At 63.9% G+C, this 10,050-nt stretch carries 11 protein-coding genes; 4 read left to right on the top strand and 7 right to left on the bottom strand.

Annotation, left to right across the window (positions count from 1 at the left end; genetic code table 11):
* Positions 1 to 24: 24 nt before the first annotated feature.
* From HACJB3_RS07255 to HACJB3_RS07265, 3 genes are read right to left on the bottom strand one after another with little or no spacing between them, the layout of a single operon-like run.
* Positions 25 to 933, bottom strand: a complete 909-nt coding sequence (locus HACJB3_RS07255) for a carbohydrate ABC transporter permease (protein WP_008415216.1) — start codon at positions 931 to 933, stop codon at positions 25 to 27.
* On the bottom strand, positions 930 to 1,901 hold the full coding sequence (locus HACJB3_RS07260) for a carbohydrate ABC transporter permease (RefSeq protein ID WP_238532857.1): 972 nt from the start codon (positions 1,899 to 1,901) through the stop codon (positions 930 to 932). The genes HACJB3_RS07255 and HACJB3_RS07260 overlap by 4 nt, the downstream gene beginning before the upstream one ends.
* Positions 1,902 to 1,914: 13 nt before the next feature.
* Complete coding sequence (locus HACJB3_RS07265; protein WP_049934359.1) at positions 1,915 to 3,207, bottom strand: ABC transporter substrate-binding protein; 1,293 nt, start codon at positions 3,205 to 3,207, stop codon at positions 1,915 to 1,917.
* A 282-nt stretch (positions 3,208 to 3,489) separates the two neighbouring features.
* On the opposite strand from HACJB3_RS07265, the gene HACJB3_RS07270 reads away from it, so the two are divergent.
* The gene (locus tag HACJB3_RS07270) at positions 3,490 to 4,896 is read left to right on the top strand and encodes a class II fumarate hydratase (RefSeq protein WP_008415220.1); all 1,407 of its coding nucleotides are present in this window, start codon (positions 3,490 to 3,492) and stop codon (positions 4,894 to 4,896) included.
* A 94-nt stretch (positions 4,897 to 4,990) separates the two neighbouring features.
* Positions 4,991 to 5,230: an HVO_2901 family zinc finger protein gene (locus HACJB3_RS07275; RefSeq protein ID WP_008415221.1), complete on the top strand. Its 240-nt coding sequence runs from the start codon at positions 4,991 to 4,993 to the stop codon at positions 5,228 to 5,230.
* Between the two features lie 21 nt (positions 5,231 to 5,251).
* Here HACJB3_RS07275 and HACJB3_RS07280 read toward each other — a convergent pair whose 3' ends face one another.
* Positions 5,252 to 5,494 carry a hypothetical protein gene (locus HACJB3_RS07280; RefSeq protein WP_008415223.1) on the bottom strand — a complete coding sequence of 81 codons (243 nt, stop codon included), beginning with the start codon at positions 5,492 to 5,494 and terminating at the stop codon, positions 5,252 to 5,254.
* A 95-nt stretch (positions 5,495 to 5,589) separates the two neighbouring features.
* Here HACJB3_RS07280 and HACJB3_RS07285 point away from each other — a divergent pair, with 95 nt between their 5' ends.
* Positions 5,590 to 5,835: a hypothetical protein gene (locus tag HACJB3_RS07285; RefSeq protein WP_008415225.1), complete on the top strand. Its 246-nt coding sequence runs from the start codon at positions 5,590 to 5,592 to the stop codon at positions 5,833 to 5,835.
* A gap of 64 nt (positions 5,836 to 5,899) precedes the next feature.
* Positions 5,900 to 7,777: a Glu-tRNA(Gln) amidotransferase subunit GatE gene (gatE, locus tag HACJB3_RS07290; RefSeq protein ID WP_008415227.1), complete on the top strand. Its 1,878-nt coding sequence runs from the start codon at positions 5,900 to 5,902 to the stop codon at positions 7,775 to 7,777.
* 139 nt (positions 7,778 to 7,916) lie between these two features.
* Here the strand turns inward: gatE and HACJB3_RS07295 are convergent, their stop codons facing one another.
* The 3 genes from HACJB3_RS07295 to HACJB3_RS07305 all read right to left on the bottom strand — a co-directional run bounded on the left by HACJB3_RS07295 (position 7,917) and on the right by HACJB3_RS07305 (position 9,967).
* On the bottom strand, positions 7,917 to 8,549 hold the full coding sequence (locus HACJB3_RS07295) for a LysE family translocator (RefSeq protein ID WP_049934361.1): 633 nt from the start codon (positions 8,547 to 8,549) through the stop codon (positions 7,917 to 7,919).
* A 180-nt stretch (positions 8,550 to 8,729) separates the two neighbouring features.
* The gene (locus HACJB3_RS07300; RefSeq protein ID WP_008415229.1) at positions 8,730 to 9,446 is read right to left on the bottom strand and encodes an RNA methyltransferase; all 717 of its coding nucleotides are present in this window, start codon (positions 9,444 to 9,446) and stop codon (positions 8,730 to 8,732) included.
* A complete protein-coding gene (locus HACJB3_RS07305) occupies positions 9,443 to 9,967 on the bottom strand; it encodes a hypothetical protein (RefSeq protein WP_008415231.1) in 525 nt (174 codons plus the stop codon). The genes HACJB3_RS07300 and HACJB3_RS07305 overlap by 4 nt, the downstream gene beginning before the upstream one ends.
* Between the last annotated feature and the right edge of the window lie 83 nt (positions 9,968 to 10,050).

Here is a 10,050-nt window from a genome sequence, read left to right on the forward strand (position 1 = left end):
CGCGTCGGTGCAGTCGTCGCCCGGTCATACTTCTACCCCCTCGGCGAACTCGTCGGCGAACAGGACGTAGACCACCAGCGTCGGCAGCGCCGTGATGAACGCGCCGGCCATCCGCAGCGGGTAGTCGGTCCCCTCCAAGGCCTCACCAAGCCCCGAGAGGATCAGCGTCGCCGAGGCCGCCGGATCGCTGACGCTCCCGATGATCGTCAACGAGAACAGAAACTCGTTCCAGATCTGGGTGAACTGGAAGATGAACACGACCGCGAACATCGGAATCGACAGGGGAAGGACGATCCGCCTATAGATGCGCCAGACGGTCGCGCCGTCCAGTCGGGCCGCCTCGATCATCTCCCAGGACATCGTCTTGTACTGGGAGCGAAACAGCAGCGTACAGATCGGGATCCCGTAGGCGGTGTGGGTGATAACGAGTTCGAGGAGCGTCGCGGCCCGATCCGACAGTATCAGCCCGAGTCGCACGTCGAGCATCGCGTACTGCGACCAGAACTGCGTCAGCGGGACGATGACCGCCTGATAGGGGATGAAGATCCCCGCGATGAACAGCGTGAACACCGCGACCTGCCCGCGCCAATCGACCAGCGTCAGCCCGTAGGCGGCCATGCTCCCGAAGACCGCACAGAGAAGCGTCGCGGGGATCGTAAACAGCATACTGTTTATCATCCCGCTCCACAGCGTCTCGAAGGCGAACTGCCACTTCTCGAAGGTCACGCCCGCCGGCCCGGGCGGGGCGAACGGCTGGGTGTTGATGAGCGCCTCCGAGGTCTTGATCGAGGTCACCAGCCCCGACTCGATCGGGAGCAGGTAGAAGACGACCAGCGCAAGCATCGTCGCGTACAGGCCGATCCGCCGGAGATCGAAGCCCGTCGTCGTTTCGTCGCCCGTTTCCTCTCCGGCGGAAACCGATCGTTCGCTCATAGGTTACCTCGTGTGTACTGGCTGTAGAGATACGGCGCGATCACCGCGAGCGACAGTACGAACAGCGCGATCGCGATCGCGGAGCCGTAGGCCCACTCCGATTGGCCGAAGGCCTCGCGGACCATCTTGGTCGCGAGGATGTCGGCCCCCTGTCTGGGGCGATAGCCTCCAAAGACCGCATACAGGAAGTCGAAGGCCTTCAGCGCAAACAGCACCAGCGTCACCGAGGCGCTGACCATCGCGGGGCGCAGTTGCGGGACGATCACGCGTCGATACATCCGGAGGGTGCCGGCACCGTCGACTCGGGCGGCCTCGTACTGGTCGGTCGGGATCGAGCGCAACGCGGCCAGGTAGATCACCATCGTATAGCCGCTGAACTGCCAGACGAGCGCGAAGATCACCGCCCCGAGGACGATCTGTGGGTTCCCCAGCCAGTTGTACGGCCCGAGCCCGAAGATCCCGACGAACTGGTTGACGATACCGTCGTTGACGTTGTACATCCACCGCCAGAACTGCGCGGTGACGATGAACGACAGGGCGAACGGCAGCAGGTAGATCGTCCGAAACCCTCGCCCGAAGCGGACCTGTCGATCGAGCAAGATCGCGAGTCCCAGTCCGACGAGCAGACACGTGACCGTAAAGACCACGAGCAGGACGAAGGTGTTCCGGGTCGCCTCCCACATCGCCGGGTCCTCGAGCATCAGCCGGTAGTTCTCGAAGTTCAGGTTGCTGTAGTCGGCCCCGCCAAAGCCCGAGTAGTCCGTCAGCGAGAGGACGAAGTTCCAGCCGATCGCCGCGTAGACGAAAAAGCCCATGAGCAGGAACGGCGGGCCCCAGAAGGGCGCCGACTGGACGATGTCGCTGTCGAGCCAACGCCTGGCCGTCGAGCGACTCTCCGTGGCCCCGCCGTCGGCCCGGACGCGGCGCTTCCCGCGCATCCGCCGCAAAAACGTTAGAACACGTTTCATACAGATGGCGTGGTCAGACCGTGTCCATGAACCCTTGGGTCGCGGCGTCGACGTCGAAGGGGTCCGCGAAGTTGTCGTTCAGGACGCCCTCGAGTTCCGACTGGGTGCTCTGAGGGACCGCGAGCCCGTGGGCCAGCGTCGGAGGCTTTTGCTCCGCGTTCTGGAAGTCCTCGATGGTGTCGGTGAGGTACTGGTTGAACTCGTCGGTGGGGACCTCCTGGCGGGTCGGAATCGAGCCCTTGTACTGGTTGAAGGCGACTTGGGCGGCCTCGCCGCCGGCAAAGCGCATGAAGGTCGCGGTCTCCTCGGGGCTTGGGTTCTCGCCCGGGTAGATGAACGAGTCGATGTGAAGTCCGTACATCCCGTCGGTGCCGGGGAACCGGACCGCGTCCCACTCGGCGCCGTACTCCAGGCCCTCGTTGATGTAGGCACCGGCGACCCAGTTGCCCTGGTGGATGAACGCTGCGTCGCCGTTCATGATACGCTGGTTGACCTCCGTGAAGTCGACGGAGGCGGCATCGGCGTTGATGTAGTTGCCCAGAAGCTCCCCAAGCGTCTCGAAGGTCGAGCGCACGGCCGCCTCATCGCCGTTGCCCTCGATGAAGTTCGTGTAGGCGTCGAAACCGTGCTCGCTGAGCATGGTGACCGCCCAGGTCTGAAGGATCCCCCACGGTGCGAGCGCGAACGCCATCGGCGTGGCCTCCGTCTCGGTGCTGACCGTATCCAGGGCATCGATCAGCGCGTTCACGTCGGTGAGCGACGCGGGATCGACGCCAGCCTGCTCGACGACCTCGATATTGTAGAAGAGGTCGTTCATCCGGTGGGAGCCGATCGGGACCGCCGAGAAGCCGCCGTCGAACTGGCAGGCCTCGACGGCCTCCGGGGCGTGGGCGTCCTGTAGGTTCGCCTCGTTCCAGACGTCCTCCTCGATGTCGCCGAGCACGCCCTCGTACTGCTGGAGGTTCGCACCGGGCCAGCCGGCGAAGGAACTCGGCGGGTCGTTGCTCTGGAGTCGGTTCGCGACCGTCTGGTCGAGGCTCTGGTTACCCCCGCCGCCGATCGGGTTCTCGTCGAGTTCGATATCGGAGTGTTCCTCCTCGAAGGCCCCGAAGAGGGCCTCGGCCGCCTCCGCGCCGTCCCCGCCGGTCCAGCCGTGGAGGATCTCGAGCGTGTTACCGTCACCGCCCGACCCCCCCTCGCCGCCGCTCAGACAGCCCGAGAGACCCATGAGGCCCGCGGCACCGGCCGCGGCGCTCCCCGTCAAATACGTCCGCCGTGAAATCGTCCTCGATCGTTCATTATTCATGGTTAGTACTGTAGTACATCCATACAGGTGGAGGCAAACCACTTAATCGTTTCGAGAATTTTTCATTACCGAATAACAAGGTAAATCTATAGATATAAAATCGTCTCCATCATTCGATTTCTCACAAACACGTCAGTTCTCATATAGTCTGTTTCGTTCCTCAGTGGGTGTTCCGGGCTCGTTCACACATCGGGTCGGGTCTCCGTCTGCCGGCAGGTCGTCGACCGTGAGTCACCGGCCGGTTCCAGTAGGTTTTACCCCCCGGCCCGCGAGGGCCCGGGTATGAGCGAGGACGTGCGGATCGAAGAGGACAGTCTCGGCGAGATGGAAGTCCCTACCGAGGCCTACTGGGGCGCACAGACCCAGCGCGCAGTGGAGAACTTCCCCGTCTCGGGGATCACCTTCCCCCGGCGGTTCATCCGCGCGCTCGGGATCGTCAAGAAGGCGGCCGCCCAAGCCAATCGCGACCTCGATCTCGTCGAGGACGAAACCGCCGACGCGATCGTTGAGGCCGCAGACGAGGTCATCGCCGGCGAGCACGACGAGGAGTTCCCCGTCGACGTCTTCCAGACGGGCTCGGGGACGTCCTCGAACATGAACGCGAACGAGGTGATCGCGAACCGCGCGACGGAGATCCGAGGCGGCGAGATCGGTTCGCGGGCCATTCACCCGAACGACCACGTCAACTACGGCCAGTCGAGCAACGACGTGATCCCCACGGCGATGCACGTCTCGGCGCTCGAAGCCCTCGAAAAGGACGTTCTGCCCGCCCTCGAATCCCTGGAGGGGGAACTCGAAGCCAAAGAAAAGGAGTTCGCCGACATCGTCAAGACCGGGCGAACCCACCTCCAGGACGCCACGCCGGTGACGCTGGGTCAGGAGTTCGGCGGCTACCGCACGCAGATCGAGAAGGGCCGCGCCCGCGTGAAGGCGGTGCGTGCGCACCTCTCGGAACTCGCACTCGGCGGGACCGCCGTCGGCACGGGACTGAACACCGATGAGAAGTTCCCCGAGAAGGCCGCCGAGTACATCAGCGAAGAGACGGGGGTCGAGTTCGTCGAGGCCGACAACCACTTCGAGGCCCAGGCCGCCCACGACGCGATGGTCGAGGCCCACGGCGCGCTGCGCGTGGTTGCCGGCTCGATGAACAAGATCGCAAACGACCTCCGGCTGCTCGCGTCGGGGCCGCGAAACGGTCTGGGCGAGCTCGAACAGCCCGAGAACCAGCCCGGCTCCTCGATCATGCCCGGCAAGATCAACCCCGTCGTCGCTGAATCGGTCAATCAGGCCCACAAGCAGGTCGTCGGCAACGACGCGGCCGTCTCCGCCGGCGGAGCGCGGGGCGAACTCGACCTGAACCTCTACAAACCCGTTCTCGCGCACAACTTCCTCGAATCGGCCGGGATCATCGCGAACGCCGCAGAACAGTTCGGCGAGCGCTTCGTCGCGAAACTCGAAGCCAACGCCGAGCACTGTGAGGACCAGGTCGAACAGTCGATGGCGCTTGCGACCGCGCTCAACCCCCACATCGGCTACGACAAGGCCTCCGACGCTGCCAAGACGGCGCTGAAAGAAGGCAAGACGGTCAGAGAAGTCGTCCTCGAGAAGGGCTATCTCGACGAGGACGAGGTCGATGACGTACTCGACCCCGAGCTGATGACCCACCGCGGAATCCTCGGCCAGGAGTAACGTTCGAGCGGCCGTATCGTGTTCCCGAGTCACACGTCTCAACGACCCGACTGAAACCAGTACAGCTATGTCTGACGTGTGAGTAGCATCTGATATGTACACGTGTCGGAACTGCAAGCGGACCTTCCGGACCGAACTCGCGCTGTCGCTGCACCGCGATGCGTGCGCGGAAGGTCAGCTGTTCTGTCGGGTCTGCGGGGACCGGTTCGCCGAGCGCCGAGCCACCCGCGACGGCTGGCACTACACCTGCCCGAACGAGGAGTGCGACGGCGAGGGCCTGACCGAGGACCTCCTGCGGGTCGACGACGTCCGGATCGCGACCCGGACGCGATAGGTTGTCGGGATCCGTGGGCCGTTACTGGAACCGGGCCTCCTCCGAGAGGACGATCCCGCGGGCGATGGCATACACCAGCGCGTTGCCCACGCCCGTCACCATGAGCAAGATCGCGAGCCACCGCAGGACGGTCGTGAGAAACGTGCTTCCGAGGGCGAGCGCGGGTAGCGTCACGATCAACGCGACGACCCACCAACATAGCAACACCGCCCCGATAACGAACCCGTCGGCCAGAACGTCGTCGAACGAGAGGGTCGAGTCCATACCTGTTCGTACAATGACGGGATACTAAACCGCTCCGCCCAACCCCTCGAAACGCGAGTCGTTGCCTCTATACTACCGGGTCGCTTCTGGTCGGTATGCAACGACGCAGTTTTCTCGCGCTGAGTGCCGCGAGCGTCCCGCTGATCACCGGCTGTACCGATGTCGGAAGCATCACCGAGGAGGAGCCCAACGGGGACGCCGAAAACCACAGTCACGACGGGGACGGAAATCACAGTCACGACGAGGGCGAAGAGGGACACAGCCACGACGAGGACGAAGCGAATCATACTCACGACGGAAACCACAGCCACGACGGTGAGGAGAGCGAGGATACGCACTGAGCGCCTTCGTCGTCGAGGCGGAGACTGAACGGTTTTTTACCCCTCGGATTCCCACGTCGCCACAATGACCGACAGCGACACCTACGACTACGAGGAGTTGGGACTCGTCGCCGGCCTCGAGATTCACCAGCAACTCGACACGGCGAGCAAGCTCTTCTGTGCGTGCCCGACCGAGCGGCGCGAGCCTGCCGAATCGACGCGGACGTTCACGCGCTTTCTACACCCGACCAAGAGCGAGCTCGGCGAGATCGACGAGGCCGCTCTGGAGGAAAGCCGGGTCGATCGGGAGTTCGAGTATCTGGCCTACGATACGACCTGTTTGGTCGAGGCCGACGACGAGCCACCCCACCGAATGGACGGGGAGGCTCTCGGGGTCGCCCTCGAAATCGCCCAGTTGCTCGACATGGATCCCGTCGATCAGGCCCACGTGATGCGCAAAATCGTCGTCGACGGCTCGAACACCTCGGGCTTTCAGCGCTCGTCGCTGATCGCCACCGACGGTGAGATCGAGACGAGCGAGGGACCGGTCGGGATCGAGGACCTCCTCTTGGAGGAGGAAAGCGCCCAGCGAATCGAGGAAACGGAGTCGGGGGTGCGCTGGAGTCTTGACAGGTTGGGGATCCCGCTCGTGGAGATCGGTACCAGCCCCGACATCTCCTCGCCCGAGCAGGCCCTAGAGGCCGCCGAGCGCATCGGGATGTTGCTTCGCTCGACCGGGACGGTCAAACGTGGACTGGGGACGATCCGACAGGACGTCAACGTCTCGATCGCGGAGGGCGCCCGCGTCGAGATGAAGGGCGTCCAGAGTCTGGAGGACATCGCTGACCTCGTACGCGGCGAGGTGGGGCGACAGGTCGCGCTCTTGGAGATCGCAGACGAACTCGCAGAGCGGGGGGCGAGCGTCGGCGATCCCGTCGACGTCAGCGACGTCTTCGCCGGGACCGACAGCGGGGTCATCGGCGGTGCCCTCTCCGGGGATGGTTCGGTGATGGCCGTCCCGCTGTACGGTTTCGACGGGTTGGTCGGTCGAGAGATCCAGCCCGACCGCCGGCTGGGAACCGAACTGTCGGATCACGCGAAGCGCCACGGCGCGGGCGGGATCTTCCACACCGACGAACTGCCGGCCTACGGCGTTACCGAGGGGGAAGTCGCGACGCTGCGCGAGGCGGTCGACGTGGACGAAACCGACGCGGTCGCCATCGTCGCCGACGATACCCCCACTGCCGAACGTGCGATCGAGGCGGTGGCGGCCCGCGCCGAGACCGCTCTCTCGGGGGTGCCCGAGGAGACCCGCGGTGCGAACGCCGAGGGCACCTCGCGCTATCTCCGTCCGCTGCCGGGTGCCGCACGGATGTATCCCGAGACGGACGTGCCGCCCGTCGAACCCGATCCGAGCGAGGTCGAGACGCCGGAACTCCTGACCGAAACGGTCGAACGCTACCAGCGAGAGCACGGACTGGACGCCGGACTGGCCGAACAGGTCGCCTACGGCCGGCGCATGCCGTTGTTCGAGCGCGCCGTGAGCAAGGGCGTCGATCCCACCCTCGCGGCCGGGACGCTCGAATCCACCCTGACCGAACTGCGCCGCGACGACGTGCCTGTCGAGAACCTGAGCGAGGACCAACTCGTCGGGACGCTCGCGCTCGCGCGCGACGGCGACCTCCCGAAGGGAAGCGTCGGCGATCTCCTGGGCGCCCTCGCCGAGTCCCCCGACCTCACGCCCGAGGAGGCCCTCGAACGCGAGGACCTCGGCGGGGCCTCCGACGACGAAGTACGGGAGGCGGTCCGCGCGGTCGTCGAGCGAAACGCAGAGCAGGTCGAAGCGGAGGGAATGGGTGCCTTCTCGGGGCTGATGGGCGAGGCGATGGGCGCTTTGGGAGGAAAAGCCGACGGCGAGGCCGTCAGCGCCGCCCTGCGCGAGGAGATCCAGCAGCGGACCTGAGCCCTCTTCGGCGACCGAATCGGAACGGTGTCGGTTCGCGCTGTAACGCGTCGTCGAACGCGTCTCGTGAGTGCGAAGGTCGGCCGATTTTGGCAGTATTGACTGTCAGGTAGCTCTTGGGAACGTTCCAGTACCCGCTCTACGGAGCAGTTCGTTCCTCAAGTGCGAGTTTCAGACCGAATCCGATCAGAACACTCCCACTTGCCGTACGAAGTAGTGTTTGGACGAGATCGCGTTCGGAGATCACGTGCCGTGCCCGCGCTGAGAAGACTGCAAGCACTGCTTGATAGACGAACCCAAGACTGGCAAAGAGTACGCCGAACGTGAATATCTGGAGGGTAACGCTACTTCCCGGTTGAACAAATTGTGGAAGGAAAGCGAGGAAGAATACAGCTACTTTGGGGTTTAAGACGTTGATGAGGAGCGCGCTCTGAAACGACTCCGTCGGCGTATAGCTGGTACTCTCTGGTGATATTTCGAACTCATCCGGCTTTCTGAACGTCTGAATGCCGAGATAGACGAGATACGCCGCACCGACGAATTTGACGACGGTAAACGCCACCGCCGACGTTTGCAGAACAGCCGAGAGCCCCAATACAGCTCCTGTCGTGTGAACGATACTTCCGGCTGATGAGCCCAGTGCGGCCATCACACCAGCAGATCGACCATCACTAACACTTCGAGTTAACGTGTAGATACTGTCCGGACCTGGTGAGACGATTACGGCGATTGCAAGTGGAATGAACGCGAGGAGGACACCAGCGTCTAACATACACCGCTACCACTACCGAGTCGTATAAATCTACGTATCTAGAGGGACTCTCCTCGACAAGGCAATCACTTCTGCCTTGTAAGGCTGGTTAGCTACTCACTCTGTCTGTATCACTTCAGACGTCCTTTATCGTTTGACGAGTGTGTACGATCCGTTGTTCAATAACTCTGAAAACATCCGCTATCGCTCCCGCGTCGCGCGCTCTACCGCCCGCAGAACACCGTGTAAGGTCGTGATCTCCCGGTCGGTGGGATGGGACCGTCCGACTAACCGCCGGACCAGCCGCATCGTCTTCGGACGCTTCCTGTCGGGATACCCCACCGCTTGTAGCGTCTCGTCGAATCGGTCGTAGAAGCGCTCGATCTCGGGTTCGGCGGCGCGTTCGTGTTCTACATCGGGCAGTTGTGACTCGTTCATTGCGAGGTCCCGGAGTTCGTAGAGCGCCACCGTCGCGGCCTGTCCGAGGTTCAATACCGGGTAGTCGGCGCTCGCGGGGATCGCACAGATCTGGTCCAACCGTGCTAGCTCCTCGTTCATCAGGCCGACGCGCTCGCGACCGAAGACGAGCGCCACGTCGGTTTCGACGCTCGCGAGGTCCGCGGCGAGGTCGGTGGGCGTCCGGAAGGGAAATCGAACGTGTTTGCGGGCGTCCTCGTTGGTCGTCGCAGTGAACCCCACGGTGTGAAAGCCCTCGATGACTTCGTCGAAGGTCACCACCTCGGCGTCCGGCAGTACGTCCTCGCGGGCCTGCCCGGCGAAGCCGTAGGCCTCCCCATCACGGTCGAGTTCGGGCGGGTCGACGAGCTTCAGGTCGCTGAAGCCGAAGTTCTTCATCGCGCGGGCGATGGTGCCGACGTTGCCGGGCGTTTCGGCGTCGACGATGACGACCGAAATCACGAGGAGGGGTACTCCTGACCCAGGTCGACGTCCCGGAGATCGATGCGCTTGCCGTCCTCGGGCTGTTCGATCGCCAGTTCATCGGGATCGACCTCGCTGGGATCGGGGACGTCCGCAGGGTCGGTATCGACGTGCTCGATCCCCTCGTATTTGCCCGGCGCGCGCCCGCCGTCGGCGAACCACTCGTGGAAGGCGTCCTTCAGTTCCTCTTCGCCCATGTACTCCCGTCCTCCGTCGTCGCGAAACCAGTAGAGGAAGTCGGGTTCGTGTTCGTCACAGAGTAGCACTTCCGAGCGGGGTTCGCCGTAGACCGCCTCCGCGACGTTGCACTCGGCGATGTCCTCGTCGCCGTGGAGCAGCCAGCAGGCCTGACACGGCGCGGTGACCAGCAGTTCGAGACGTTCGAGGCGCAGGCGCGTCTCCTCTGGGATCTCGCCCAACTCCTTGAACTCACCGTCGTCGTCGAACACTTCCCCTTCCTCGAACCGCCACCCGCGAAGCCCGATGCTCACCTTGCCCATAGTCGTCTTACCCGCGCACTCGGTAAAAGTCGCGTGGATCGCCCCGCACGCGGGCGAACCGGGTCGCCTATTTCCCCGTCGAC

The sequence above is a fragment of the Halalkalicoccus jeotgali B3 genome, assembly GCF_000196895.1.
Classification (GTDB): domain Archaea; phylum Halobacteriota; class Halobacteria; order Halobacteriales; family Halalkalicoccaceae; genus Halalkalicoccus; species Halalkalicoccus jeotgali.

Excerpts from the sequence above, each read along its gene's own strand:
- HACJB3_RS07255 (WP_008415216.1), bottom strand. The coding sequence starts at position 933 with ATGAGCGAACGATCGGTTTCCGCCGGAGAGGAAACGGGCGACGAAACG.
- HACJB3_RS07260 (WP_238532857.1), bottom strand. The coding sequence starts at position 1,901 with ATGAAACGTGTTCTAACGTTTTTGCGGCGGATGCGCGGGAAGCGCCGC.
- HACJB3_RS07265 (WP_049934359.1), bottom strand. The coding sequence starts at position 3,207 with ATGAATAATGAACGATCGAGGACGATTTCACGGCGGACGTATTTGACG.
- HACJB3_RS07270 (WP_008415220.1), top strand. The coding sequence starts at position 3,490 with ATGAGCGAGGACGTGCGGATCGAAGAGGACAGTCTCGGCGAGATGGAA.
- HACJB3_RS07275 (WP_008415221.1), top strand. The coding sequence starts at position 4,991 with ATGTACACGTGTCGGAACTGCAAGCGGACCTTCCGGACCGAACTCGCG.
- HACJB3_RS07280 (WP_008415223.1), bottom strand. The coding sequence starts at position 5,494 with ATGGACTCGACCCTCTCGTTCGACGACGTTCTGGCCGACGGGTTCGTT.
- HACJB3_RS07285 (WP_008415225.1), top strand. The coding sequence starts at position 5,590 with ATGCAACGACGCAGTTTTCTCGCGCTGAGTGCCGCGAGCGTCCCGCTG.
- gatE (WP_008415227.1), top strand. The coding sequence starts at position 5,900 with ATGACCGACAGCGACACCTACGACTACGAGGAGTTGGGACTCGTCGCC.
- HACJB3_RS07295 (WP_049934361.1), bottom strand. The coding sequence starts at position 8,549 with ATGTTAGACGCTGGTGTCCTCCTCGCGTTCATTCCACTTGCAATCGCC.
- HACJB3_RS07305 (WP_008415231.1), bottom strand. The coding sequence starts at position 9,967 with ATGGGCAAGGTGAGCATCGGGCTTCGCGGGTGGCGGTTCGAGGAAGGG.